This is a genomic window from Sphingobium sp. B11D3D (assembly GCF_025961755.1).
Classification (GTDB): Bacteria; Pseudomonadota; Alphaproteobacteria; order Sphingomonadales; family Sphingomonadaceae; genus Sphingobium.
The window spans coordinates 127,529-153,109 of sequence record NZ_JAOQOG010000001.1 but is presented as its reverse complement, the minus strand read 5'-3'; the positions used below and the strand labels follow the sequence as shown (position 1 = coordinate 153,109).

The 25,581-nt window shown below is 63.1% G+C and carries 28 protein-coding genes; 15 read left to right on the top strand and 13 right to left on the bottom strand.

The window, feature by feature from the left end:
* Nucleotides 1-14: 14 nt before the first annotated feature.
* From M2334_RS00765 to M2334_RS00755, 3 genes are read right to left on the bottom strand one after another with little or no spacing between them, the layout of a single operon-like run.
* Nucleotides 15-920: a YdiY family protein gene (locus M2334_RS00765; RefSeq protein ID WP_264588136.1), complete on the bottom strand. Its 906-nt coding sequence runs from the start codon at nucleotides 918-920 to the stop codon at nucleotides 15-17.
* 58 nt (nucleotides 921-978) lie between these two features.
* Nucleotides 979-1,470, bottom strand: coding sequence for a crossover junction endodeoxyribonuclease RuvC (ruvC, locus tag M2334_RS00760; RefSeq protein ID WP_181561085.1), 492 nt, complete (start codon nucleotides 1,468-1,470; stop codon nucleotides 979-981).
* Between the two features lie 19 nt (nucleotides 1,471-1,489).
* Nucleotides 1,490-2,233 (bottom strand): YebC/PmpR family DNA-binding transcriptional regulator, encoded by a 744-nt coding sequence (locus M2334_RS00755; protein ID WP_264604566.1) that lies wholly within the window; start codon nucleotides 2,231-2,233, stop codon nucleotides 1,490-1,492.
* Nucleotides 2,234-2,411: 178 nt separating this feature from the next.
* On the opposite strand from M2334_RS00755, the gene M2334_RS00750 reads away from it, so the two are divergent.
* The 4 genes from M2334_RS00750 to kdsA all read left to right on the top strand — a co-directional run bounded on the left by M2334_RS00750 (nucleotide 2,412) and on the right by kdsA (nucleotide 8,099).
* The gene (locus M2334_RS00750; protein ID WP_264604565.1) at nucleotides 2,412-3,521 is read left to right on the top strand and encodes a glycerophosphodiester phosphodiesterase; all 1,110 of its coding nucleotides are present in this window, start codon (nucleotides 2,412-2,414) and stop codon (nucleotides 3,519-3,521) included.
* 43 nt (nucleotides 3,522-3,564) lie between these two features.
* Complete coding sequence (gene polA, locus M2334_RS00745) at nucleotides 3,565-6,363, top strand: DNA polymerase I (protein ID WP_264604564.1); 2,799 nt, start codon at nucleotides 3,565-3,567, stop codon at nucleotides 6,361-6,363.
* A 27-nt stretch (nucleotides 6,364-6,390) separates the two neighbouring features.
* Nucleotides 6,391-7,185 (top strand): SDR family NAD(P)-dependent oxidoreductase, encoded by a 795-nt coding sequence (locus tag M2334_RS00740; RefSeq protein ID WP_264604563.1) that lies wholly within the window; start codon nucleotides 6,391-6,393, stop codon nucleotides 7,183-7,185.
* 77 nt (nucleotides 7,186-7,262) lie between these two features.
* Nucleotides 7,263-8,099, top strand: a complete 837-nt coding sequence (gene kdsA / locus M2334_RS00735) for a 3-deoxy-8-phosphooctulonate synthase (RefSeq protein WP_264604562.1) — start codon at nucleotides 7,263-7,265, stop codon at nucleotides 8,097-8,099.
* Nucleotides 8,100-8,115: 16 nt separating this feature from the next.
* Here kdsA and M2334_RS00730 read toward each other — a convergent pair whose 3' ends face one another.
* The 10 genes from M2334_RS00730 to hemE form a co-directional block, all read right to left on the bottom strand.
* Complete coding sequence (locus M2334_RS00730) at nucleotides 8,116-9,048, bottom strand: ParB/RepB/Spo0J family partition protein (RefSeq protein WP_264604561.1); 933 nt, start codon at nucleotides 9,046-9,048, stop codon at nucleotides 8,116-8,118.
* Nucleotides 9,045-9,827, bottom strand: a complete 783-nt coding sequence (locus M2334_RS00725) for a ParA family protein (RefSeq protein WP_181561079.1) — start codon at nucleotides 9,825-9,827, stop codon at nucleotides 9,045-9,047. Before M2334_RS00725 ends, M2334_RS00730 begins: the two co-directional genes overlap by 4 nt.
* Nucleotides 9,824-10,558 carry a 16S rRNA (guanine(527)-N(7))-methyltransferase RsmG gene (rsmG, locus tag M2334_RS00720; RefSeq protein ID WP_264604560.1) on the bottom strand — a complete coding sequence of 245 codons (735 nt, stop codon included), beginning with the start codon at nucleotides 10,556-10,558 and terminating at the stop codon, nucleotides 9,824-9,826. The genes M2334_RS00725 and rsmG overlap by 4 nt, the downstream gene beginning before the upstream one ends.
* Nucleotides 10,555-12,429 (bottom strand): tRNA uridine-5-carboxymethylaminomethyl(34) synthesis enzyme MnmG, encoded by a 1,875-nt coding sequence (gene mnmG / locus M2334_RS00715; protein WP_264604559.1) that lies wholly within the window; start codon nucleotides 12,427-12,429, stop codon nucleotides 10,555-10,557. The genes rsmG and mnmG overlap by 4 nt, the downstream gene beginning before the upstream one ends.
* 72 nt (nucleotides 12,430-12,501) lie before the next feature.
* Nucleotides 12,502-13,797 carry a tRNA uridine-5-carboxymethylaminomethyl(34) synthesis GTPase MnmE gene (gene mnmE, locus M2334_RS00710; protein WP_264604558.1) on the bottom strand — a complete coding sequence of 432 codons (1,296 nt, stop codon included), beginning with the start codon at nucleotides 13,795-13,797 and terminating at the stop codon, nucleotides 12,502-12,504.
* A gap of 24 nt (nucleotides 13,798-13,821) precedes the next feature.
* A complete protein-coding gene (locus M2334_RS00705) occupies nucleotides 13,822-14,088 on the bottom strand; it encodes a DUF6489 family protein (protein WP_264583883.1) in 267 nt (88 codons plus the stop codon).
* 178 nt (nucleotides 14,089-14,266) lie between these two features.
* Entirely contained in the window at nucleotides 14,267-14,947 is a 681-nt protein-coding gene (locus M2334_RS00700) for a YjbE family putative metal transport protein (RefSeq protein ID WP_181561075.1), read from the bottom strand.
* Nucleotides 14,948-14,975: 28 nt separating this feature from the next.
* Entirely contained in the window at nucleotides 14,976-16,232 is a 1,257-nt protein-coding gene (gene rho / locus M2334_RS00695; protein WP_181561074.1) for a transcription termination factor Rho, read from the bottom strand.
* Between the two features lie 176 nt (nucleotides 16,233-16,408).
* Complete coding sequence (locus M2334_RS00690) at nucleotides 16,409-16,849, bottom strand: CopD family protein (protein ID WP_264574951.1); 441 nt, start codon at nucleotides 16,847-16,849, stop codon at nucleotides 16,409-16,411.
* A gap of 140 nt (nucleotides 16,850-16,989) precedes the next feature.
* Entirely contained in the window at nucleotides 16,990-18,021 is a 1,032-nt protein-coding gene (gene hemE, locus M2334_RS00685; RefSeq protein WP_264606012.1) for a uroporphyrinogen decarboxylase, read from the bottom strand.
* A gap of 307 nt (nucleotides 18,022-18,328) precedes the next feature.
* Here hemE and M2334_RS00680 point away from each other — a divergent pair, with 307 nt between their 5' ends.
* The 11 genes from M2334_RS00680 (at nucleotide 18,329) to M2334_RS00630 (ending at nucleotide 25,495) form a co-directional block, all read left to right on the top strand.
* On the top strand, nucleotides 18,329-19,171 hold the full coding sequence (locus tag M2334_RS00680) for a pyruvate, water dikinase regulatory protein (protein ID WP_264604557.1): 843 nt from the start codon (nucleotides 18,329-18,331) through the stop codon (nucleotides 19,169-19,171).
* The gene (locus tag M2334_RS00675; RefSeq protein WP_264604556.1) at nucleotides 19,168-19,773 is read left to right on the top strand and encodes a Maf family protein; all 606 of its coding nucleotides are present in this window, start codon (nucleotides 19,168-19,170) and stop codon (nucleotides 19,771-19,773) included. Before M2334_RS00680 ends, M2334_RS00675 begins: the two co-directional genes overlap by 4 nt.
* Nucleotides 19,770-20,594 carry a shikimate dehydrogenase family protein gene (locus M2334_RS00670; protein WP_264604555.1) on the top strand — a complete coding sequence of 275 codons (825 nt, stop codon included), beginning with the start codon at nucleotides 19,770-19,772 and terminating at the stop codon, nucleotides 20,592-20,594. Before M2334_RS00675 ends, M2334_RS00670 begins: the two co-directional genes overlap by 4 nt.
* Before the next feature lie 67 nt (nucleotides 20,595-20,661).
* Nucleotides 20,662-21,222, top strand: coding sequence for a dephospho-CoA kinase (gene coaE / locus M2334_RS00665; RefSeq protein WP_264604554.1), 561 nt, complete (start codon nucleotides 20,662-20,664; stop codon nucleotides 21,220-21,222).
* Between the two features lie 27 nt (nucleotides 21,223-21,249).
* A complete protein-coding gene (dnaQ, locus tag M2334_RS00660; RefSeq protein WP_264571633.1) occupies nucleotides 21,250-21,951 on the top strand; it encodes a DNA polymerase III subunit epsilon in 702 nt (233 codons plus the stop codon).
* A gap of 67 nt (nucleotides 21,952-22,018) precedes the next feature.
* On the top strand, nucleotides 22,019-22,606 hold the full coding sequence (gene hpf, locus M2334_RS00655; protein WP_181561069.1) for a ribosome hibernation-promoting factor, HPF/YfiA family: 588 nt from the start codon (nucleotides 22,019-22,021) through the stop codon (nucleotides 22,604-22,606).
* Nucleotides 22,607-22,794: 188 nt separating this feature from the next.
* Nucleotides 22,795-23,262, top strand: coding sequence for a PTS sugar transporter subunit IIA (locus M2334_RS00650; protein WP_181561068.1), 468 nt, complete (start codon nucleotides 22,795-22,797; stop codon nucleotides 23,260-23,262).
* A complete protein-coding gene (locus tag M2334_RS00645) occupies nucleotides 23,222-23,734 on the top strand; it encodes a PaaI family thioesterase (protein ID WP_264574011.1) in 513 nt (170 codons plus the stop codon). The genes M2334_RS00650 and M2334_RS00645 overlap by 41 nt, the downstream gene beginning before the upstream one ends.
* Nucleotides 23,731-24,072: a DUF1491 family protein gene (locus M2334_RS00640; protein ID WP_264577027.1), complete on the top strand. Its 342-nt coding sequence runs from the start codon at nucleotides 23,731-23,733 to the stop codon at nucleotides 24,070-24,072. Before M2334_RS00645 ends, M2334_RS00640 begins: the two co-directional genes overlap by 4 nt.
* A gap of 174 nt (nucleotides 24,073-24,246) precedes the next feature.
* Nucleotides 24,247-24,867: a cell wall hydrolase gene (locus M2334_RS00635; protein WP_181561065.1), complete on the top strand. Its 621-nt coding sequence runs from the start codon at nucleotides 24,247-24,249 to the stop codon at nucleotides 24,865-24,867.
* Nucleotides 24,868-24,973: 106 nt separating this feature from the next.
* Nucleotides 24,974-25,495: an MmcB family DNA repair protein gene (locus M2334_RS00630; RefSeq protein WP_264604553.1), complete on the top strand. Its 522-nt coding sequence runs from the start codon at nucleotides 24,974-24,976 to the stop codon at nucleotides 25,493-25,495.
* Nucleotides 25,496-25,581: the final 86 nt, after the last annotated feature.

The window sequence follows — 25,581 nt, the reverse complement described above, 5'->3', positions numbered from 1 at the left end:
CAGCGAGGCGCGCGTCAGAAATCGTAGACCAGCGTCGCGCGCGTAATCGTATCCGTCATCTCCGAGCCTGCGGGCGGCGACGTCTCATGGCGCACCGCATAGGAGAGCCGCGCGGAGAGCGAACCGTTGAGCTTGCCGGTGAGGCCAGTGGTGTTCGCATAGCTGCTATTGCCGGAGCTCCACACCGCCTGGGCATTGTTCTTGAGCTCGAAGGCGCGTGAAATCTGCCAGCGCAGATCGGCGGCGGCGAGCGTGTTCAGTTCAGTCGTATCGGGCTCGTCGATCCCGACGGTGTGCCGCCAAGCCGGTCCGCCCTTGATGTCCAGACTGAAATCGGCCTGCCGCACCAGCCGCACACCGACGCCGCCCGAGGCCGTGGTGCGGTCCGAAAAACCCTGGAACCGGTCTTTCTCGTATGTCGCGAGCCCATAAGCGTAGATCGCGTCGTTCAGGGTGAAGTTGGGCTCATAACTTGCCAGCCACTGGTTGCGCGTCGTGACGCCATCGCTGCGCTGATAGTCGACATTGGCGCGGAACTTGTGCAACCAGTCGATCCCACGCCGTTCAAGCGAGAGACCTGCGCTGATGCCGGAGCTTTCGGTATTGCCGGTGGTGATAAAGCCACCCAGTTCGCCACTGCCTGACCAGGCGTGAAAGAAGCTCGCCTGCCTCAGCCGGGCTTCCCGCTCGGCATCAATGGCGGCCTTGTGCGCCTGAATCTTCTCGTCGATCTCCGCGGCATTGTCGGGATGCGTCTGCTTGGCAAAGCGCGCGACGGTGGCGAGCGCCCCGGCATCCCCGCTTGCGATGGCGGCATCCAGCATGGCCTTGACCGATGGCGGCAGTTCGGCCGCTGCGGGTCCAGCCGCGATGCTGCTTGCGATGATTGCCAGCACACCAACCCTTCGGGCCGACCTCATGCCCAACTCCTTCTACAACGATGGCACGCCCGTCCCGCACGGGGACGGCTTCCAGACCTCACTCGCCCCGTTCGAGCCGCCGACTGGCGCGAAGATGCGCGTGGGTGATGGCGACGGCAAGTGCATCTGCTGCATCAGGACCGACCACACTCGTTCCCGGCAGCAACCGCATCACCATGGCGTGGATCTGATCCTTGCTCGCATTGCCCACGCCCACAATGGCTTTTTTGACGAGCCGGGCCGCATATTCGCCGACCGGTATGCCGGTGCGCGCGGCGCCGAGCAAAATAACACCCCGCGCCTGCCCCAGCTTGAGGGTCGATTGCGGGTTGGTGTTGATGAACACCTCTTCGACCGCCGCTTCCGCCGGCCGATGTTCCGCGATGAGGGCCGCCAGCGCCGCATCGAGCGCGACCAGCCGGGCGGGCAAGGCATCGCTCGCTGCGGTGCGGATCTGGCCATTGGCAATATGAGACAGGCGATTGCCCTGCGCACGGATCAGGCCCCAGCCCGTGGTGCCAAGGCCGGGGTCGAGACCCAGAATGATCATGACCGCAAGATGCGGGCGATCACCCCAGCTTTTCCATCACGTCGTCGGGAACTTCGTAATTGCCCCAGACGGTCTGAACGTCATCGTCATCATCCAGCGCGTCGACGAGCTTGAGCAGCGTGCCGGCATTGCTCTCGTCCAGTTCCACAGTGGTCTGCGGCTTCCACGCGAGGTTGGCGCTCGCTGCGGCGCCGAGCTTGTCCTCCAGCGCCTTGGCGACCTCGTGCAGGGCATCCATGGCCGTCCAGATCTCGTGTTCATCGTCGTTCGACGATACATCGTCCGCGCCCGCTTCAAGCGCAGCTTCGAAGATGGCGTCCGGATCGCCGACGGAGGCCGGATAGGTGATCAGGCCCATGCGATCGAACCCATGGCTCACCGCGCCGGACGCACCCAGATTGCCGCCATTCTTGGAGAAGGCCGTGCGGACGTTCGTCGCAGTACGATTGCGGTTGTCGGTCAGCGCCTCGACGATGATCGCCACGCCACCCGGGCCGTAACCCTCATAGCGCACTTCCTCGTAATTCTCCGCGTCACTCTTGCTCGCCTTGTCGATCGCGCGCTGGATGTTGTCCTTGGGCATGGACTGCGCCTTGGCCGCGTTGATGGCCAGACGCAGACGCGGATTCATGTCCGGGTCCGGCGCGCCCATCTTGGCCGCGACGGTGATCTCGCGCGAGAGCTTGGAGAACATAGCCGAGCGCTTCTTGTCCTGCGCGCCCTTGCGGTGCATGATGTTCTTGAATTTGCTATGGCCTGCCACGGCCGGCTCCTTCGATTATGTGATCCGGATTTTTCTTGGGGGCCTCCTATCGCGGCAAGTCCAATCAGGCAACGGGCGCGAGGGCAGGAGGCAAAATGAGCGCCATCGTCCTGTCACGAAGATGCGCCAGCACGACGCATAGGCTCGTGCCCGTCCTGACTCTCGCGATGGAGGTGGAATGTTGACCCGAAGGGATGCCATCGGTCTGGGCGTCGCGGCCTTGGCGACCCCTGCTCTCGGCGGAGAGACGGGGCGCGCTCAGACGCTCGACGGCAACCAGCCTCTCGTATTCGCTCACCGCGGCGCGAGCGCCCTGCGGCCCGAGCATACGCTGGAATCTTATGGCCGGGCCATTGCGGACGGCGCGGATTTCATCGAACCGGACCTGGTGATGACGCGCGACGGCGTGCTCGTTGCGCGACATGAAAACGAGATCGGCGGCACCACCGATGTGGCAAAGCGTGCTGAATTTGCGGACCGCCGGACCACGAAGCAAATCGATGGCGAGGCGGTCACCGGCTGGTTCACCGAGGATTTTTCGCTCGCGGAACTCAAGACCCTGCGTGCCGTCGAGCGATTGGGTGCCATCCGCCCGGAAAGCCAAAGCTACGACGGCCAGTTCCCCATCCCGACGCTGGATGAGATCATCGCCTTCATCGCGGCGCAAGGGGTAGCGCAAGGCAGAACGATCGGCCTGATTCCGGAAATCAAGCACTCAACCTACTTCGCCAGCATCGGCCTGCCGCTTGAAGACGCCCTGCTCACTGCGCTGGCCGGCCACGATTATACGCGCCGCTGCCCGATCGTGATTCAGTCCTTCGAAACCACCAATCTGCGCGCCATTCGGCAGAAAATCGGTCGGCCGACGAACATCCAGCTGCTCCAGTTGTTCGAGGCGTTCGACCGCCAGCCTGCCGATGCCGCCCTCGCCGGGCGGAAGACGACTTATGGCGATATGGCATCACCAGCCGGGCTCGCCGCCGTTGCCGGCTATGCCGACGCCATCGGCCCCTCCTCGCGCTCGGTCATGCCGCTGGACGCCGAAGGCCGCCTCGCCAAGCCGGCCCGCCTTGTCGCTGATGCCCATGCCGCGGGGCTGCGCGTCTACCTTTACACCTTCCGCCCCGAGAACCGCTTCTTGCCGAGCGATCTGCGGGGTCCCGGCGGCGAAAATGCCCGGCACGAGGGCGGCTCAGTGGCAGAGATGCGGCGCTACCTGTCGCTTGGGGTGGATGGCTTTTTCACCGATGACCCGGCTCTGGGGCGCCTCGCCGTGGATGGAGCCTGATCGGCGCTGGCCTCCCGCCCGTGGCCGCGCTATCCCGCTTCGCATGGCTTCCCGCAATCATCTCTATCTCGTCGATGGCTCGAGTTACATCTTTCGCGCCTATCACCAGCTTCCACCGCTCACCAACCGCCATGGCACGCCCGCCGGCGCGGTATACGGTTATACGGCGATGCTCTGGAAGCTCGCCGACGCGCTGGACAAGGAGGAGGGGCCGACCCATCTCGCGGTGATCCTCGACAAGGGCTCGCACACCTTCCGCAATGATCTTTACGATCAGTACAAGGCCCACCGGCCGCCGCCGCCGGAAGACCTGATCCCCCAGTTTCCGCTGATCCGTGAGGCGACCCGCGCCTTTTCGCTGCCTTGCATCGAGGAAGCCGGATTCGAGGCCGACGATATCATCGCCACCTACACCTGCCAGGCGGTGGCGCAGGGCTGGGACGTGACGATCGTCTCCTCCGACAAGGATCTGGCCCAGCTCATCCAGCCGGGCGTGGACATGCTCGACACGATGAAGAACGAGCGGCGCGGGCCCGATTATGTGCAGGACAAGTTCGGCGTCGCGCCCGAGCAGTTGCGCGATGTGCTGGCCCTGATGGGCGACAGCGTCGACAATGTCCCCGGCGTGCCCGGCGTCGGCGCGAAGACCGCTGCGAAGCTCATCGGGGAATATGGCGACCTGGATGCGGTGCTCGCCGCAGCGCCGGACATGAAGCCATCCAAGCTCAAGGAACGGCTGATCGAGCATGCCGAGCTCGCCCGCCTCTCGCGCGAACTGGTTACGCTCCACTGCGAAGTGCCGCTGCCGCACGCGCTCGATGATCTCAAGCTGGATGGCATCCCCGCCGAGCCGCTGCGCGCCTTTCTTGAGGATCAGGGCTTCAAGGCGCTGCTGGCCCGCATGGCCAGCCATGCGCCGGGCCGGCAGACGGCGGATCCCGTCGCCGAGGCGGTCGTGGACGCCGCGCTCGACCCGACGACGCCGGATTTCATCCCCCTGCCCCCGATCAACTGCGAGAGCTACGAGACGGTGACGACGCTGGAGCGACTGGATGCGTGGATTGCGCAGTCCTACGCCAGCGGCATCATCGCCATCGATACGGAGACGGATTCCCTCGACAGCATGGCTGCCAATCTGGTGGGCATCTGCCTCGCCACCGCCCCCGGCACGGCCTGTTATATTCCGCTGGGCCACCGCAGCGGCGACGACATGTTCGCCGAAGCGCCGCCACAGATTCCCATGGCGGACGCCCTCGCCCGCCTTCGCCCGTTGTTTGCCGATGCGAGCGTGCTGAAGATCGGCCACAACATCAAATATGATCTCAACGTGCTGGCCCGGCATGGGCTGTCTGTCACGCCCTTCGACGACACGCTGGTGATGAGCTTCGATCTCGATGCCGGGCAGTCCCTTGCTGGCCACGGCATGGATGAGGTTGCGCATGCCGTGCTTGAGCATACGTGCATCAGCTTCAAGGACGTCACCGGCACGGGTAAGAAGGCGATCAGCTTTGCGCAGGTGCCGCTCGATGCCGCCACACGCTATGGCGGCGAGGATGCGGACGTGACCTGGCGGCTGTGGACGCGGTTCAAGCCCCGCCTCGCCCAAGAAGGCGCGACCCGGGTCTATGAGCTGGTGGACCGCCCGCTCATTCCGGTGGTCGCCGGCATGGAGCGCAGCGGCATCAAGGTGGATCGCGATCATCTCTCCCGGCTCTCCGGCCGGTTCGCGCAGGAAATGGCACGGCTGGAAGAAGAGATTCACGCTGAGGCCGGCCAGCCCTTTGCCATTGGATCGACCCAGCAGCTTGGTGCGATCCTCTTCGAGAAAATGGGCCTCAAAGGCGGAAAGAAAGGCAAGTCCGGCGCTTATTCCACGGATGTGACCGTGCTCGAGCGCATGAAGGCGGATGGCGTCAAGATCGCCGGGCTGGTGCTGGACTGGCGCCAGCTTTCGAAGCTCAAATCGACGTATACCGACGCCCTACAGGCCCAGATCAACCGCGATACCGGTCGCGTCCACACCAGCTACTCGCTGACTGGCGCGCAGACCGGCCGCCTCTCCTCGACCGACCCGAACCTGCAGAACATCCCCATCCGCACCGAAACCGGTCGCCAGATTCGCGATGCCTTCATTGCCGAACAGGGCAATGTGATCCTGGCTGCGGACTACAGCCAGATCGAGCTTCGCCTTGCGGCCCATATGGCCGATGTACCGCAGTTGCGGGATGCCTTCCTGCGCGGCGAGGATATTCACGCGGCGACTGCCCAGGAGCTCTTCGGCGAGATGACCCGCGAGACGCGTGCGCGGGCCAAGACGATCAACTTCGCCATTCTCTATGGCATCTCACGCTGGGGGTTGGCGGCCCGTCTGGAGATCGACGCGGACGAAGCACAGGCCATGATCAGCCGCTATTTCGACCGCTTCCCCGGCATCTCGGCCTATATCAATGAGACGTTGGAAAAGGTGCGTTCCACGGGGCACACGACCACGCTGTTCGGCCGCAAGACCTGGTTCAACCAGATCAAGTCGCCGGTGCAGCACGTCCGTCAGGGGGCGGAGCGCGCCGCGATCAACGCCCCTATTCAGGGAACCAGCGCGGACATCATCAAGCGCGCAATGGTGCGCATGGGTCCGGCTCTTCGGGATGCCGGGCTGGACCGGGTGAAGATGCTGCTGCAGGTCCATGACGAGCTGGTGTTTGAGCTGCCGGAAGACGATGTGGCGGCCGCCACGCCGATCATCCGGTCTGTCATGGCCAGCGCCGCAGAGCCACTCGTTACGCTCACCGTGCCGCTTGGCGTGGAAATCGGGACCGGATCGAGCTGGGGCGCTGCCCATTAGGCGCAGCCATATGCGGAAATCGACCTGATGCCCCACATGCTGATTTTTGGACTGGGTTACACCGCCACACGGCTCGCCGAGGCGCTCCGATCGCGCGGTTGGACGGTCGAGGCGACCGGGCGTGCCGGCACGATCGCATTCGATGACGACTCGGCGGTCACGAACGCCATGCGCCGGGCGACCCACATCCTGTCCTCTGTTCCTCCGACGGATGAAGGCGATCCAGTGCTGCAGCGCTACGGTGCCTTGCTGGAAGAAGCGCCTGCCGGTTGGATCGGCTATCTGTCCTCGACCGGAGTCTACGGGGATACCGGCGGCGCATGGGTGGATGAAAGTGCAACCGTCGGCAAAGGCCGGCGCAATGCTCGAGCCGCTGCTGATCTAGCCTGGCAGAATCTTGGCGCGCGCCTTCGGGTGTTTCGGTTGCCCGGGATTTATGGCCCGGGGCGCAGTGCCCTGGATCGGATTCGCGAAGGCCGGGCCCGCAGAATAGACCTCCCGGATCAAATATTTAGCCGAATCCACGTGGAGGATATCGTTTCTGGCATATTGGCCGGCATGGCCGGGCGCTCAGGCGTTTATAATCTCGCCGACGACATGCCCTGCTCGCAGAATGACGTCATCGCCTTCGGTTGCGCACTTCTCGACCGACCGGCGCCGCCCCTGCAATCCATAGAAGCCGCAGGCCTGTCTCCGGCCGCACGGGCTTTCTACAGCGAGAACCGGCGCGTCGCGAATGGCAAGGCCAAACGGCTTCTCGGATGGCACCCCCGATTTCCAGATTATCGCAGTGGCCTCGCCGCCTGCCTGGCGGAAGAGTAAGCGAGCGCGCCAACAATGCCGACCGGCGCCCGCTGCTCAGGCTTTGCGGGACCGCGTCGGGCGGCTATGCGGGGTGCATGACAGAGATTGCCCCTCACAGCGTCACCATCGGCCCGCTGCGCATCGCCAATGACCGCCCACTTGCCCTGATTGCAGGTCCCTGCGCCATGGAATCGCGCGCGCATGCGCTGGAGACGGCGCAGGCCCTTGTCGAGATGACCAACGCAATCGGAATGCCACTCATCTACAAAAGCAGCTTCGACAAGGCGAACCGCACCTCTGTCGATGCGCCGCGCGGCATTGGCCTCGCGCAGGCGCTGGATATATTTGCGGATGTGAAAGCGCAGTTCGGCTGCCCGGTGATCACCGATGTGCATGACGCAGCCCAATGCGCGCCGGTGGCCGAGGTCGTGGACGTCCTCCAGATTCCGGCCTTCCTCTGCCGCCAGACCGATCTCTTGCTGGCTGCTGCCGCAACAGGCCGCGTCGTCAACGTCAAGAAGGGCCAGTTTCTTGCCCCTTGGGACATGGCGAATGTCGTGCGCAAGCTGCGCAGCGCCGGAAACGATCAGGTCATGCTCACCGAACGCGGCGCGAGCTTTGGCTATAACACATTGGTCAGCGACATGCGCGCCCTCCCGATTCTGGCAGAAACCGGCTGCCCGGTCGTGTTCGATGCCACCCACAGTGTCCAGCAGCCGGGCGGACGAGGAGAAAGCTCAGGCGGCGAACGACGCTTCGTGCCCGTGCTGGCGCGCGCTGCGGTTGCGATCGGCGTCGCGGCCGTATTCATCGAAACGCATGAAGACCCTGACTGCGCGCCGAGCGACGGACCGAACATGGTGCCGTTGCGCGACCTGCCAGCGCTTCTCCGCGACCTTCAGGCTTTTGACGCGCTGGCCAAGCAGCGCTGACGCCCAAAGGACGCGGTTAAAAGCCGCCGCCGGTCAGCTTCTGGCAGATCATGTCCAGCTGTTCGAGGCTGGAATATTGCAGGGTCAGCGTGCCTTTCCCGCCCTCATGATTAATGCCGACGCGCAGGCCGAGCAGATCCGACAGATGCTGTTCCATGGCGATCAAATCGGGATCACGGCCCAATGCGGGTCGCACCTCTGCACGTGGCGCCGATTTTTCTTCACGTGCCAAGCGAACCAAGCGCTCGGTTTCGCGAACAGACAGGCCCTTCGAGGCGACATCTTTTGCCAGTTCCGCGCAATCGGCAGAGCCGATAAGGGCGCGCCCGTGACCCATGGACAGGGCCCCGGTCATCACGAGCTCCTGAACAGGCTCGGGCAAATCCAGCAGCCTGATCAGGTTCGCAATATGACTGCGTGATTTGCCGACGATCCGGGCCAGCGCGTCCTGCGTGTGGTGAAACTGATTGATCAGGCGCTGATAGGCTTGCGCCTCCTCGATCGGGTTCAGCTCCTCTCGCTGGATGTTCTCAACCAGCGCAATCTCGAGCGTTTCTGCCTCGGTGAAATCGCGGACGATTGCCGGAATCTGGTGAAGCTGCGCCTTCTGCGCGGCGCGCCAGCGCCGCTCACCCGCGACGATCTGATAGCGATCATTCCCAAGCGGACGGACGACGATCGGCTGGATGATTCCCCGCTCACGGATGCTGTCTGCGAGTTCAGAGAGCGCACCTTCGTCGAAATGTCGCCGCGGCTGATCGGGATGAGGCGACACGCGGACGATTTCAAGGAAGCGCACGGCCTTGGGCCGGTCCGCATCGCTTGTCCCGCTATCCGCCCCAGCCCGGCCCTCCTCGGAAACCGATACGTCGCGTTCGACTTCACCGAGCAGGGCAGAAAGACCACGCCCCAAACGACGCGGCTTGCCGGATACATCTGCGTCGCTCATGCCGCTACGGTCTCCTTGGGAAGCTTCTCGATCAGTTCGCGCGCGAGCGCCATATAGGCTTCCGATCCGGCACAGCGCATGTCGTAGATAAGGGCGGGCAGCCCGTGGCTGGGGGCTTCCGAGAGGCGCACGTTGCGCGGGATGACCGTCTTGAACACGAGGTCGCCGAGACAGGCCCGCACATCGTCCGCGACCTGATCGGTCAGCCGATTCCGGCGATCGTACATCGTTAGCGCCACGCCGAGGATTGACAGGTCCGGATTGAACCGCGCCCGAATGCGCTCGAAGGTCTGCAGCAGCTGCGACAGGCCCTCAAGGGCAAAGAACTCGCATTGCAGCGGCACAAGGATCGACTGCACCGCGACCATGGCATTGACCGTCAACAGCCCTAGCGACGGCGGGCAGTCAATCAGGCAGACCTCCCAACGACCGGCCTCCGTATTGTTTAAAGCGTTGGCAAGACGATGGGTCCTTTGCTCGACATCGATCAGTTCGATCTCAGCCCCAGAGAGATCCTGTGTGGCAGGAATGAGGTCTAGGCCCGGCACGACCGTGCGAATCACCGCATCGTCAAGCTCACAGTCCCCCATCAGAAGATCGTAGCTCGACCGCGCGCGATCCTTCGTCGTGACCCCCATCCCCGTGGAGGCATTGCCCTGCGGATCAAGATCTATCAGCAGGGTGCGGTGACCAGTGGCAGCCAAGCCAGTAGCGAGATTGATCGCCGTGGTGGTTTTGCCAACGCCGCCTTTCTGGTTCGCGATTGCAATGCTGATCATGACTGTCCTTTTGGCCTCGCCGACGTCGCTGCCGCTTTGCGCCTCTTGCCATTCCGTCTCGAACTGACCGGCTTTTTATCGGTCGCTCTGACCGGGACACGTTTTTTCAGCTGGCGGACTGTTAGAATGGCGCTTTCAGCGTCCGTAACGCTTTGTTCCACGTGAAACACAGCTTGCCAGTCCGGTCGGACAATTTCCAGTTCCTTCTCACTGCTCCGGCCCTTGGGGAGCAGCCAGATGGTGTTTTCGTCCGCCAAATGATGCGCTGTGGTGAGCAGTCGATCCAAAGGCGCATAAGCACGGGCGCTGATAATGGCAGCGGGCCGATCAAATCGGGCCGATTCCACCTTGGATTGCACGACTTCCACATGATCGAGGCCGAGAGACTCGGCACAGCGTTTGAGGAAAGTGACTCGTAAGGGACGGACCTCTACGAGACGAATCGGCGCCTCACGCAAGCAGCCGATGACCAGGCCCGGAAACCCAGCGCCGGTTCCGAGGTCCAGCCACAATCCATCGGCGGGCGTTTGAGCGGATACCGCATGAGTTAGCAACTGGGCGGAGTCTACAATATGCCGCGCCCAAATGGATGCCTTGGTCCCAACAGAAATGAGGTTCTGCCGGTCGGCCTCTTCCAGTACGAGGTCCACAAAAGTCCGCAGCCTATCCCCGGTTGGACCATCCCACCAGCCTTGATCGGAGAGCCACGCTTGCGCCTCTTCCTCCGTCATGCGGCGCGGCCCGTCCGCGCTGCGACGAGCAGCGCGGCCAAAGCTGCCGGCGTAATTCCCCTGATCCGGGCGGCACCACCAAGCGTCTCGGGGCGCGCAAGGGTCAACCGTTCGACCACCTCTGTGCTCAAACCGCCGACCGCAGAAAAATCGAGGTCGGCGGGCAGCGCGATGGCATCATTGGCCCGGAGCGCCCTCACTTCCGCGTCCTGCCTGTCGACGTAAGGCGCATAGATCGCATCCTGCAGAAGCTCCTCAACAAGGCCGTCTTCTCCCGTTTTCAGGGCCGGCGCATATTTGGCAAGATGCCCGCGCGTCACTGCCGGGAAACGAGCCCACTCAGCGAGGGATCTGCGGACGCCGTCGTCGCGAACATCTGCCCCCGCCGCGCGTAAATCAGTGCCGGACACTTGCTTCTCCAACACGCCAGCGAGCGCCACGCGTGCTTGTTCTCGCTGGTGCCACCAAGTCATTCGGGTAGCGCTTGCCAAGCCAAGCCGAACGGCCGTCGGCGTGAGGCGCGTTGCAGCGTTGTCCGCACGCAGTCGCAGCCGGAACTCGGCGCGCGCGGTCAGCATTCGGTAGGGTTCGGTGATCCCCTGCAGGCAGAGATCATCGATAAGAACGCCAATATAGCTTTCTGCCCGGTCAAGCAGCAAAGGATCAAGACCCAAGGCATGAGCGGCAGCGTTCGCGCCAGCCACAAGCCCCTGTGCCGCAGCCTCCTCATAGCCGGTGGTGCCATTGATCTGACCGGCCAGAAAGAGCGCAGGCATGGCACGGAGCGAAAGGGTCCGGTCCAAGGCGCGCGGGTCGATATGGTCATACTCGACCGCGTAGCCTGGCACGGCGACCTCGACTTGTTCCAGCCCGTCCATGGACCGGAGAAATGCAATCTGCACGTCCGTCGGCAGGGACGAACTCAGGCCATTGGGATAGACAAGATGGTCATCCAGACCCTCGGGCTCGAGGAAGACCTGATGGCCCTCCCGGTCTCCGAAGCGGACAATCTTGTCCTCGATTGAGGGACAATAGCGTGGTCCCCTCCCCTCAATATCGCCAGAGAACAAGGGTGAGAGGCCGAGGTTATCGCGAATGATGCGATGCGTTTCGCCGTTGGTCCGGGTGATGGCGCAGCGAAGTTGCGGCAGCTGTTCGCGTTCAACCAGACCTAAATAGGACATCGACCAGGCGTCGAGATCTGACGGCTGCTCTTCCAGCCGGGCCCAATCAATCGTGCGTCCATTCAGACGGGCCGGTGTCCCCGTCTTGAGGCGGCCCATTGGTAGATCGAGGTCTCGCAACTGCTGAGCCAAGGCACTCGCGGCATGCTCACCGATCCGCCCACCCACAACTCGCTCCGCGCCCCTGAACATCAGGCCGCCCAGAAATGTTCCGGTTGTGAGGACAACGGCCTGTCCGCCCAGCTTCTGTCCATCCGCGAGCACGACCCCGCTCACAGCCCCGGCAGGGCCGACATCCAATGCTGCCACTTCACCGCCAATGACCGAGAGGCCCGGTTGCGCCGCGATCATACTCTGAATGGCTGCGCGGTACTTCCGGCGGTCGGCCTGGACACGCGGGCCGCGAACAGCGGCGCCCTTGCTGGCATTGAGCATTCGGCGATGGATCGCGGCGCTGTCTGCGGCGCGCGCCATCAACCCATCCAATGCATCCACTTCACGTACGAGGTGGCCCTTGCCCAACCCGCCGATGGAAGGATTGCAGGACATTTCCCCGATGCGGCCCGGATCGGCCGTTACCAAAGCGACGCGCGCGCCACGGCGCGCGGCAGCGGCCGCAGCTTCCGTGCCGGCATGGCCACCGCCGACAACGATGACATCGAACATGGCTTGCGCATGCTTGCTCATGTCCCAGCCCCTAGCGGCCACATCAAAGAGCGTCAAAGCATTGCGGACAGGCCGACGTTCCACGTGGAACAACTATTTGCCGATGCAGAAGCCGCGAAACACCTCGTCCAGCACAAGCTCAGTCGTGGTGCGCCCGGTCAATTCATCCAGAGCGGCCAGCACCTGACGAAGATTTTCTGCAACCAGGATTTCGTCTGGCTCACCATTGCAGGCATCCAAAGCATCACCCGCTCGTTTTATGACAGCTCGTTGCCGCTGTGACAGCGCATAGTCGCCGGGCGCCGGCAGCATGCTGCCGGTCAGCGCGCACAGTTCCTCAATGAGAGAATCAATCCCCTCACCTGTCACGCTCGACACGTACAGGCTCGACGCCTCGCGATCTGCTAGAGCAAGATCGGCTTTCGCTGCGACCTGCACCAACGCCCCCTGACCTGAGGGCGCGTCTTCAGGCCGCCCTAGCCACAGTACGATGTCAGCCTCGGCCAAAAGAGCTTCCGCGCGGCCGATGCCGATCTGCTCGATCTCGTCACCGGCTTTGCGCAGTCCAGCCGAGTCAGACAGCACGAATGCGATGCCATTGAGGGCGACCGACGCCTCGATCACATCGCGGGTCGTTCCCGCATGGGGAGAGACAATCGCAGCATCACGACCAACCAGCAGGTTGAATAGGGACGACTTGCCAGCATTGGGCGGACCGCCGATGGCGACGCGAATACCATCGCGTAATCGGTCCGCGGAGGGACGCTGCAGTTCCTTACGCATGTCTGCGCTGATCTCAATCGCTGCGGCTGTGATGCGCGCGAGGTCCGCGCCCGATACGTCCCCTTCATCGGAAAAATCGAGCTGAGCCTCGATCTGTGCGGCGAGCAGTCGAAGGTCTGTCGTCCAGGAGTCGATCTTGCGGGAGAACGCTCCACCCATCATCGCCATGGCAGCACGCCGTTGCAGCGCCGTCTCTGCCGCGATCAAATCGCCTAAGCCTTCGATCCCGGCGAGATCCATCTTGCCGTTCAGAAAGGCGCGCCGGGTAAACTCGCCCGCCTCTGCCCGCCGAAAGCCCGGCGTCGCAGCCAGAGCGGCTTCCAACGCCCGCACCACCGCATGGGAGCCATGGCATTGGAATTCGGCCATGTCTTCGCCGGTCTCGGTATTGGGGCCGGGAAAGCAAATCAGCAAACCCTCATCGAGCAAGTCGCCGTTCGCCGGATCGAAAAACCGCCGCAACGCCGCTTGCCGAGCCGCTGGGGCATCCCGACCTGTTATGAGGCGAGCAGCCTCAAGCGCGAGAGGTCCAGATACCCGGAGGATCGCAATGGCGGCGGGCAGTTGCCCGCTGGAGAGCGCAAAAATCGTATCCCGATCCGTCATCGATCGTCAAACCACGTGGAAAACTCAGCCGTCATTCTTGGATTTTGCAGGAGAGCCCCCGCCCGCCGCGCCCATGCCAATATCCATGAGGCTGGAAAACAGCTTCATGCCTGCATCACCCAGCGGCGACATGCTGCGGAACATCCGCTCCATCTGCTCAAGATTGGTCTGGCCGCTCATCGTATCGAGCACCGCCTGAATATAAAGATCATGGATCGGCTTCAGATCAGGCAGACCGAGAAACGACCGTGCCTCTTCCGGGGTGCACTCAACATCGACCTTGAACTTCATGATGGCAGGGCTCCGCGCGAGATAGGGTGGGTCTGACATGCCGCATCGGAGCTCATTTCGCTAGCAAATTGCCCTCGGCCGGCGATATCTCCCGGCAACGGTCAGCCAGAAACAAGGAAACCGGCAGCGCTCCTTTCCTGAGCGCTGCCGGTTCCTGCTTAGCGATTTGCCTCTCGGCTCAGGCGAAGAGCTGGAGCAGCCCGATATCCTTGTCGGTAATGCCGGTGTAGATCATCGTCGCGGCCACATAGAGAATGACCAGCAAGCCGATCCAGGCAATCCAACGATAGCGCTCGATATACTTCGCGATGATATTCGCAGCGATGCCCATCAGAGCGACCGCGAAGACCAGGCCGATCATCAAAATGCCGGGGTGCTCGCGGGCTGCACCGGCCACCGCCAGCACATTGTCGAGGCTCATGGAGACGTCTGCCACCGCCACAGCCCAAGCCGCGCCGATGAAGCTCTTCGCGGGACGAAGCCCGGAATGCTCGTCACCCTCGACCTCAGGCGAGCCGGCATTGTGCCCCGCCCCCTGCACGATCTCGCGGTACATCTTCCAGGATACCCACAGGAGCAGGATGCCGCCGGCAAAAATCAGCCCGATGATCTGCATGAGCTGCGTGACCACGAGCGCAAAGGCGATGCGCAGCACCAGCGCGGCAATGATACCGATGAAGATGACCATCCGGCGCTGATGCGCCGGCAATCCCGCCGCGAGCGCGCCGATGACGATGGCGTTGTCCCCGGCCAGGACGACGTCGATCAACAGAACTTTGACGAACGCGGACCAGGCGCTGATATCGCCCGAGAACAGCGTGGAGACGTCCGAGACGATATGGGACCAGATTTCAGCCATGGCAGCGCGTAACCCCTGTTGAAATGCGTTACTGGTTCATCGTGGCGAAGAAGTCTTCGTTGGTCTTGGAATCCTTCATCTTGTCGAGCAGGAATTCCATCGCGTCGATCGTGCCCATCTGCATGAGAATACGACGCAGCACCCACATCTTGGAGAGCTTGTCCTTCTCGACCAGCAGTTCTTCTTTGCGAGTGCCGGACTTGCCGACATCCAGCGCCGGGAAGATGCGCTTGTCCGAGACCTTGCGATCCAGGACGATTTCCGAGTTACCGGTACCCTTGAACTCCTCGAAGATCACTTCGTCCATGCGGCTACCCGTATCGATGAGTGCCGTGGCGATGATCGACAACGAGCCACCCTCCTCGATGTTCCGCGCTGCGCCGAAAAAGCGCTTCGGGCGCTGCAGGGCGTTGGCATCGACACCGCCGGTCAGCACCTTGCCGGAGCTGGGAACGACGGTGTTGTAGGCGCGGCCCAAGCGCGTGATGGAATCGAGCAGGATGACGACATCCTTCTTGTGCTCGACAAGGCGCTTGGCCTTCTCGATCACCATTTCGGCGACCTGGACGTGGCGCGTCGCGGGCTCGTCGAAGGTGGAGGAAACCACCTCGCCCTTCACGCTGCGCTGCATGTCCGTGACTTCCTCCGGCCGCTCGTCGATGAGCAGCACCAGCAGGAAGACCTCGGGATGATTGTCGGTGATCGCCTTGGCGATGTTCTGCAGCAGTACGGTCTTGCCGGTCCGCGGCGGCGCCACAATGAGCGCGCGCTGGCCCTTGCCCTGCGGCGCAATAATGTCGATGACGCGGGCCGACTTGTCCTTGATCGTAGGATCAAGCGTGTCGAGCCGCAGCTTCTCGTCGGGATAAAGCGGCGTCAGATTGTCGAAATTGACGCGGTGACGGACCACATCGGGATCGTCGAAATTGACCGAGACGAGCTTGGTCAGCGCGAAATAGCGCTCGCCATCCTTGGGTGCGCGGATCTCGCCTTCGACCGTATCACCGGTGCGCAGGCCGAATTTGCGGACCTGATTGGGCGAGACATAGATGTCGTCCGGGCCGGCCAGATAATTCGCCTCAGGGCTGCGCAGGAAGCCGAAGCCATCGGCCAGCACCTCGATAGTGCCCAGACCCATGATCTGCTCGCCATTTTCCGCCTGCTCCTTGAGGATGGCGAACATAAGGTCCTGCTTGCGCAGCGTCGAGGCACCCTCGACGCCGAGTTCCTCGGCCATGGCGACCAGCTCGGCCGGGGCTTTGCGCTTCAAATCTTTAAGATGCATGGATTGGGTCCGACGGCGGGAGTGAAAATAAAGGGAATATGACTGTGCCGGAATGCCTGGAGAGGGCAATCAGGCGCATAGGTCAGCGCCTGTAAAGGGAACGCCCCGAATTACGCACTGGCCGATTCCAAGTCAAGCGCAGAGCGATGGCGCTCTCACCGCTCGCAACGGGCCGTTCAGAACGGGCGGACGATCACCAGAATGACGATCAGGGTGACGAGCAGCGCCGGCACCTCGTTGATCATGCGCAGGCGCTTTTCCGGCCAGGGGCGCAGGCCGCGCGCGAGCTTCTTGGAATAGCCCACGATCCAGCCGTGAAAGCCCGACAGGATGATCACCAGCAGCAGCTTGGCGTGGAACCAGCCCTCGCTCCAGGCCCCGGTCTGAAAGGCCAGCAGCAGGCCCAGCACCCAGACCAGCACGATCGAGGGGTTCATGATGATGCGCTTCATCCGCGTCTCACGCTCGATCCACGCCTGATCCTCGGCCGAGCCGGGCTCGGTCTGATGATGGTAGATGAAGTAGCGCGGAATCATGAACAGGCTGGCCATCAGGAAGATGACGAAGATCACATGTGCGGCAAGAACCCACGGATAAGCAGCGCCGAGAAAGCCGATGCCGGGCAGGATGGACATGGAGACTGAACCTCTTCGTCGTGCTTCAACAACCGCGCGCGATCGCCAAGCCTTCTAGGCCAGCCGACCAGGAATTGGAACGGGGTGCGAGGCGCTAGCTTGCGTTTTCCAAGACCCGCCGATCACCCGCGAACGCGCGCCACCAGTTGCTCGACATGGGCAATCGGCGTGTCTGGCAAGATACCATGACCCAGGTTGAAGATGTGCGGCCGGCCGGACAGAGCCTCGAGAATGGCGTCCACCGCCCGATCCAGCGTCTCGCCGCCCGCGATCAGCGCCAAGGGATCGAGATTGCCCTGCAGCGGCAGATGGGCGGGCAATTCTCGCGCCGCCCAGGCCGGATCGAGCGTCTCATCGAGACCCAGCGCATCGACGCCGGTTTCCTGCGCATAGTCGACGAGTTTGGCCCCTGCCCCCTTTGGAAAGCCGATGATCGGCGTATCGGGATGGCGCAGCTTCAAGGCTTTGACGATGCGCGCGTTGGGCGCGATCACCCATTGGCGGAACTGTGCCGGGCTAAGCGAACCGGCCCAGCTATCGAAAAGCTGCACGGCATCCACGCCGGCCGCGATCTGGGCCGAGAGATAATCGACCGTCGTTTCGATAATGGCATCGATGATGGCGCCGAACTTCGCCGGCTGCTGATAGGCCATGCGACGGGCGGCCGCGTGATCCTTGCTGCCCTGCCCGGCCACCATATAGGTCGCCACCGTCCAGGGACTGCCGGCAAAGCCCAGAAACGTCGTTTGCGGGGCCAGCGCGGCCTTCACGCGCCGGACCGTGTCGATCACCGGCGCCAGCCGCTGTGGCGCTGGCGCGAGACTTGTCAGCTCGCCCTCGACCAGCGGCGGGGCAAGGCGCGGTCCTTCGCCGGCCTCAAACCAGAGATCCTGACCCAGCGCATGGGGGACCACCAGAATATCGGAAAACAGGATCGCGCCATCGAACCCGAAGCGGCGAATGGGCTGCAAGGTGACCTCTGCCGCGGACTCACTGTCATAGCAAAGATCGAGGAAACCGCCCTTCTCGGCACGCAAAGCCCGATATTCCGGCAGATATCGCCCGGCCTGACGCATCAGCCACAGGGGCGGACGCGCCGGGACAGCGCCGCGCAGGACGCTCAGCAGCGGTGCCGTCACACCGGTATCGATCACGGACGAGTCATGCACAGACCAATATCCTATTTATATAAAAGAGAAGGTTGTTGGATTCTGTTGGGGAGTGGACAACGGGCATTATTCGCTCATCACCCTTTTGCCAACAGCTTGACCTGAAGGGATCCATGAAGGTGCGACGAGTCACCAGGCTCATCCCCATGATTCACAGCCTGTGGGCAAGCCGGTGGGCCTGTGGATAGATGATCGGGTTCCGACAGGGTGAGTGCGCATGAAATGAGGAGGGGCGGTTATCCACAGTTCTGTCCCTTGTGTTATCCCGCAATGTTCCACATGAACGGTGGATATGGACCGCCTGAACCTGCATCTGCTTTCGGATTCCACCGGCGAAACGCTCGAGCATATCGGCAAGGCGGCACTCGCCCAGTTCGAGAATGTCGAGACGATCCGCCATTTCTGGCCGATGGTGCGCTCTGAGCAGCATCTTGAGCGCATCTTGGAAGAAGTGGCGCGCAATCCGGGCATGGTGCTGTTCACCTTGGCCAACCCTACCCTGCGCCGCCGACTGGAAAATGGCTGCCGGGCTATCGGCATCCCCTATGTCGCGCCGCTCGATCCAGTGACAGACGCCATGTCCAATTTGTTGGGCCAGGAAATGCGCAATCGTCCCGGTCGCAAACATGTGCTGGACGAAGCCTATTTTGCGCGGATCGACGCCATCCAGTTCACCATCGCCCATGATGACGGCGTCGGCTGGGAGAATTGGGAGGAGGCGGATATCGTCCTCGCCGGCGTGTCCCGCACGTCAAAGACGCCGACGAGCATTTATCTCGCCAATCGCGGCTACAAGACGGCCAATATTCCGCTGGTGCTGGAATCCCCGCCCCCGACGAGCCTGTTCAAATTGTGCCACCCGATGGTGGTCGGCCTCACGGCAGGCGCCGAGCGGCTGGTGCAGGTGCGGCGCAACCGGCTGCTGTCACTCAATCAGGCGCCGGAAACGGCCTATGTCGATCTTGAGCGCGTGAATGGCGAGGTGGCGCATGCCCGCCGCATGTTTGCCGATCAGGGCTGGCCGGTGATCGATGTCACGCGCCGGTCCATCGAAGAAACCGCCGCAGCCATCGTCAACCTGTATCAGGAACGGCTGAAAAGCAGCAGCGGCTTGCCGGGGCTTGGGCCGGTATGAGCACGCCCCCTCTGCTGCTCGCCTCGCAGAGCGAGAGCCGCCGGCGCCTGCTCGTCGACGCTGCCGTGCCCTTTGAGACGGTTCCAGCCGGTGTCGACGAGGATGCGATCAAGGCCAGCCTGGTCGCCGAGGGCCTGAATGCCCGCGATCTGGCCGACGCGCTGGCGGAATGGAAATGCCGTCGCCCATCGATGCGGCACCCGGACGCGTTCGTGCTGGGCTGCGACCAGACGCTGGAGCTGGATGACGGCACCCTGATCGACAAGGTGGAGACACAAGAAGCCGCCGCCGATCTGCTCGCGCGGATGAGCGGTCGGGCGCACAAGCTCCATAGCGCGGCCGTGATCGCGCAGGCCGGGCAGGCGCAATGGCGCCAGATCGAAAGCGTCACGCTCCAGATGCGTCCGCTCAGCGCGGCCTTCATCGACCATTATCTGGACCTCGACTGGGAGCAGTGCCGCTGGTGCGTCGGCTGCTATCGGATCGAAGGGCCGGGCGCGCAGCTTTTCTCGCGCATTTCCGGCAGCCTCTTTGCCGTGCAGGGCCTGCCCATGCTTCCTTTGCTCGACTATTTGCGCGTGCGCTCTATCTTGCCGGCATGAGTCAGGGAAAACCATATGCCGAAGTGATCGGCGACCCCATCGCGCACAGCAAGTCGCCGGTCATCCACAATTTCTGGCTGGAAGAGCTGGGCATCGACGCGGAGTATCGCAAGACCCGGGTCGCGCCGGAGGACCTGGCCGGCTATTTCCTCAGGCGCCGGGCCGATCCGGACTGGCTAGGCTGCAACATCACCATTCCGCACAAGATCGCGGCGCTGGATTATGTCGATGATCCCGGCGGGGTGCGTGATCGCATCGGCGCCATCAACACGGTCGCCTGCGAAACCGGCGGGCCACTGATCGGCACCAACACCGACGCTGGCGGATTTCTGCAGCCTTTGCTGGCACGCGGCTGGAGCGGCACCAGCGCTATTCTTGCCGGGACCGGCGGCGCGGCGCAGGCAATCGGCTTCGCCCTGCGCTCTGTGGGCGTGACCGACCTGACGATCGTGGCACGCGATGCCGTCAAGGGGCAGGCTTTGCTGGATCGACTGGGTCTGGCTGGCCGCGTGCAGGATTTCGATGCGGCACTGCCGGCAGCCGATCTGCTCGCCAATTCGACCTCGCTCGGCATGGTCGGGCAGCCGGCATGGACGCCCGATCTGTCACCGTTGCCGGACAAGGCAATGGTCTACGACATCGTCTATGCCCCGCTGGAAACGCCGCTGCTGGCGGCGGCGCGCAAGCGCGACCTCATGTGCATCGATGGGCTGGAGATGCTGATCGGCCAGGCCGCGCTCGCCTTTGACATCTTCTTCGATGCCCAGCCGCCGCGCGAGCTGGATGCGCAGTTGCGCGAACGCCTGCTCGTGCCTGCCTGACCGCCGCTTGTCGGGTCTGCGCTTGAGACATCGTCCATTCCGCATCGGACTGACCGGATCAATCGGCATGGGCAAATCGACCGCAGCCGCCATGTTTCGCGCAGCGGGCGTGCCGGTGTTCGATGCCGATGCCGCAGTCCATCATTTGCAGGGACCGGGTGGCGCCCTGCTCGGCGCGATCGAAGCGCGCTTTCCCGGCACGACCAGCGCTGCTGGCGTCGATCGCCGGATGCTTGGTGCCCGGGTGATCGGCCAGGCGGAGGAAATGCGGGCCCTGGAGCGGATCGTGCATCCCGCCGTTGCCCGGGCGCGCGCAGCGTTTCTGCGCCGTCACCGCAGCCGGCCGATGGTCGTTCTCGATATCCCGCTGCTGTTTGAGACAGACGGCGAGCGGCGCATGGACATGGTCATCGTCGTCTCCGCCCCGCCCTTTCTTCAGCAACGGCGTGTTCTGCGTCGTCCCGGCATGACGGCAAAGCGCTTTGCCGCCATCAAGGCCAGTCAGGTGGCGGATCATATCAAACGCCGTCGAGCGGATCTGATACTGGATACAGCCGAACCCAAATGGCGGATGAGAGCGCGGATTTTTCGTCTCGTTGCTTGCCTTCGCACGGCGCTGGTCCGATAATGCCTCCCCAACGAGTGAAATGCCACGATGCGTGAAATCGTCTTCGATACTGAAACCACCGGCTTTGATCCGCTCAGCGGTGACCGTCTTGTCGAAATCGGCTGTGTCGAGCTGATCAATCGCATCCCGACCGGCGAAACCTACCACGCCTATTTCAATCCCCAACGCGATATGCCGGCCTCGGCCGAGGCGGTTCACGGGCTGTCCGCGCGCTTTCTCTCCGACAAGCCTTTGTTCGGCAGCAAGGCCGCAGAGTTGCTCGAGTTTCTCGGCGATTCCATGCTGGTCGCGCACAATGCGCGGTTCGATTTCGGCTTTCTCAATGCCGAGTTGGAGCGGTGCGGCCATCCCACCGTCGACATGGGGCGGATGATCGACAGCCTGACGATTGCCCGGACCCTGCACCCCGGCGCCAAGCACAGTCTCGATGCCCTGTGCAGCCGCTACGGGATCGACCGCAGCCACCGCATCAAACATGGCGCGTTGCTGGACGCGGAATTGCTGGCGCAGCTCTATATCGAACTGACCGGCGGGCGTCAGATCGGCCTCACCTTGATGGCGGAAGAACAGATCACCGTCACCGTAACGACCACACAATCCATGGCCATTCCGGCTGCCCGCCCGTTCCGCCCGGCCCGTCTGTTTTCGCCGAGCGCGCAGGAACTGGCGCGCCATGCCGCGTTTCTGGAAAAGATCGATCACCCTTTGTGGCTCGATCGCCCGGCCTGAGGATTATCCTCACCGGACGGCGCGCCACGTTCATAGACCATCAGGTCCAACAAGAAGGAGAAATCAGATGGAAATCCGCGTATCGGGTCATCAGGTCGACACCGGCGAGGCGCTTCAGGCGCATGTTGCCGAGCGGATGCAGGCGATCGCCGACAAGTATTTCTCGCGCACCATCTCCTCCAGCGTGACGTTCAGCAACGCGCCTCATGGCGCCTTTCGCTGCGACATCGTCTGCCATGTGATGGCAGGGCTGATCCTCAAGGGCGCGGGCGAGGCCCATGATGCCCATGTCTGCTTCGATCAGGCCGCAGAACGCATCGAAAAGCAGCTGCGCCGCTACATGCGGCGGTTGAAGGATCGCCACAGCCAGGCGCTCGCCGCCGAAGCTCAGCGTGACGCGCCCGGCATCGACGATGCCAATTATGTCGTCTTCCAGTCCAGCGAAGCGGAAGAGGAAGTGGACGTCGATGCACCGGTGGTGATCGCGGAGATGCGCGTGGATATTCCGCGCGCCAGCGTCTCGGATGCGGTGATGATGCTCGATCTGCGCAACACCAATGCGCTCATGTTCCTCAACAGCAGCACGGCCACCTTCAACATGGTCTATCGTCGCACCGACGGAACCATTGGCTGGGTGGAGCCGCCTCGCGCCTGAATGCGCTCGAGGGCTGCGCGCGATGCGCAGCCCTCCCCCCTCCCCTTCCCCACCCCGTCCCCGGCAACCGGTTGACCCGAATGGCCTTTGCGCCTATCAGCCGGCCAAGTTTTCTCCAGGCGGCCATGATGGGTGGACTTCACCCCGGCGCAGAAATCCCCAGGTCGGCCGCAGGACACGGGTTGAACATGGATAATTTCAGCGACTTGCTCGCGGCGAACGCTGTTTCGTCTGCGGTGGCCCTTCCTAACAAGAAACAGCTTTTCCTGAAGCTGGGTCAGTTGGCGGCCGATGCCTATGGGCTCGATGCTGCCGAGGTTGTCGAGCGCATCACCGAGCGGGAACGCCTTGGCTCGACGGGCTTTGGTGGCGGAATCGCGATTCCCCACGCCAAGCTGGAAGGGCTTGAGAGCGTCCATGGCGCCGTGGTGCTGCTGGCCGAGCCGATCCCGTTCGATGCGATCGATGATGTGCCGGTGGATGTCGTGTTCATGCTGCTCTCCCCACAGGATAGCGGCGCCGAGCATCTCAAGACCTTGGCCCGTGTCTCGCGCCTGCTGCGCAACGAGCGCCATCTTGCGCGCATTCGGGGCGTCGGCTCGGACGCCGCGCTCTATGCCCTGCTCGCCGGCGGCGAGTCGCGTGACGCAGCCTGACGGCACGCCGCCATCCGGCGAGGCCGCGCATTTCCGGGCGCTTGAACGGCTCTATGCCTCGGCGCCGATCAACGGATTATTCCCCTCAAGGCTGGATATCTCGGCCCCCGGCGAGGCGCGCATCGTCATCGACGTGACGCCGGACTATTTTCATGCCGCAGGCGCTACCCATGGCACGCTGTATTTCAAGATGCTGGACGATGCGGCTTTTTATGCCGCCAACAGCCTCGTCACGGATCGCTTCCTCCTCACCACCGCATTCAACCTGCTGTTCACCCGCCCGCTCAAGGCTGGGCCGATCGTGGCGGAAGGGAAATGGCTGAGCGGCAAGCGGCGCGTTTTTGTCGCCGAGGCACGCCTTGTCGATGCCGAGGGTGAGGAAGTCGGTCGCGGGACCGGCACGTTCATGCGCTCCACCATCCCGCTGGTCGGCCTGCCGGGTTATGTGCGCCCGGAAGCAGGAGACCGGTGACCGCGCGCCTGACGAGCCAGATCCTCATCGGGGTTCTGTTGCGCCGTGTCCAGGCGCAAGGGGGGCATGGCACCGTGCTTCACAAGGGGGAGCCGTTGAGCGGAACCATCGTCGTGCAGGCGGTGGATCGCGGCCGGACAATCGGGCTTTTTGAGCGTGTTACGTCCCTTGACGGGACTCTTTCGCTCACGCCCTGCGGGCCTCGGGATTTAACCCAAGACTCTGAAATATCACAATATATAGACAGAAGAACCCGGGTGGACCCCGATATCTGGTTTGTGGAACTGGATGTCGCAGACGGGGAACGGCTCGCCGCCGAGATACTGTGCACGAGTTGACAGTTCCCGGCTGAGCGGCCAAAGGCCCCACCAACTCGCGCAGGTTGCGTGTGGCTGTCATGGGGACAGGTCATCGCAAACACGCAGACGGGGGGCGGACCGGAGCGCTGAGCGTCGCACGATAGATGCGACCTGCATTCCGATCTCCGACCCACCGCACAGTACTGAGAATGAATGCCCAATCGTGTCGTGGTCGCCATCGTGGCGACCGTTGGACTTCTCTCGTCCACAATCGCTCTGGCTGCTGCTCCTGAGGGGACAGCCCGCCAAGGTTTCTCGACCATGCTCGAGGTTCCCGCCGTCGTCGCTGCAAGCCTGACGACCCCCGCAACGGTTGAACCCGATGCCGAGACGGCTCCGAACGAAGCCGCTTCTGCCGACTCTGTCGATTCGCTGGCCGAATTGGTCCAGCAGGCCAATGTCGAAGAGATTTCCGACGCTGATGCGAAATGTCTCGCCACCACCATTTATTATGAAGCGCGCAGCGAGAGCCTGACCGGCCAGCTCGCCGTTGCCAATGTCGTGCTCGAGCGGGCGCGGTCCGGGCGTTTCCCCACCAGCCTGTGCGGCGTCGTCACGCAGCCGGGTCAATTCAGTTTCGTCCGTCAGGGCCAGCTGCCCACGCCGACCCATGCCGGTCAGTGGCGCACCGCGCGCGCCATCGCCCAGATCGCTCTGGATGGAAGCTGGGACAACCCGGTCGAAGGCGCCCTGTTCTTCCATTCCGCGCGCGTGTCGCCGAACTGGAAGCATGATCGCCTCACGCGCATCGGCGGTCATATCTTCTACCGCTGAGCCAACCAATCAGTCACCAGCCGGGCCGGGTCAGCAGAGCGCTGGGCCGGCCCGTCTCGTTTGAGCTTGGCTTGCAGTTGTTCTTATTGTGTTCTAATCCCTCCACATGGCCTCACATCCTGAACCTGTGCCTGAACCGGTGATCGCCTGCGATCCTGCATTGACCGATGGAACGGCGCTGGCCGTCACGCGCGGAGTGCTGCGTCTCTTTGCGCGCCACGATATTTTCGGGATTTCCGAAGTGCCGCTCCCCAATGGTCGCCGGCTGGACATCATGGCCGTGGATGCCCGCGGCCAGATCATTGCCGTCGAAATCAAATGCAGCCGTGCCGATTTGCTCGGAGATGGCAAATGGCCGGACTATTTCGATTATTGCGATCGCTACTTTTGGGCCGTGCCTGCCGGCTTTGATCTGACGCTGTTCGAGTCCGATGCGCTTTGGCCGGGGCGCACGGGCCTTATCGTCGCCGACCAATATGATGCCGAGATCCTCCGCCCCGCGCCCAGCGAGCCTCTGGCGCCTGCGCGGCGCAAGGTCGAAGTGCAGCGGCTTGCGCGGCGGGCAGCGCGCCGGCTGACCCAGATCACCGATCCGGACGGCCAGTTGCTGTGGAGCAACGACGCCTGAGACTGGTCCCGGCTTCTGGGACCGCCGTTCCGTGCCGTTCGCGATAGACTTGGCATGGCCGGCAAAACGGCTAAGGTTGGCGCATA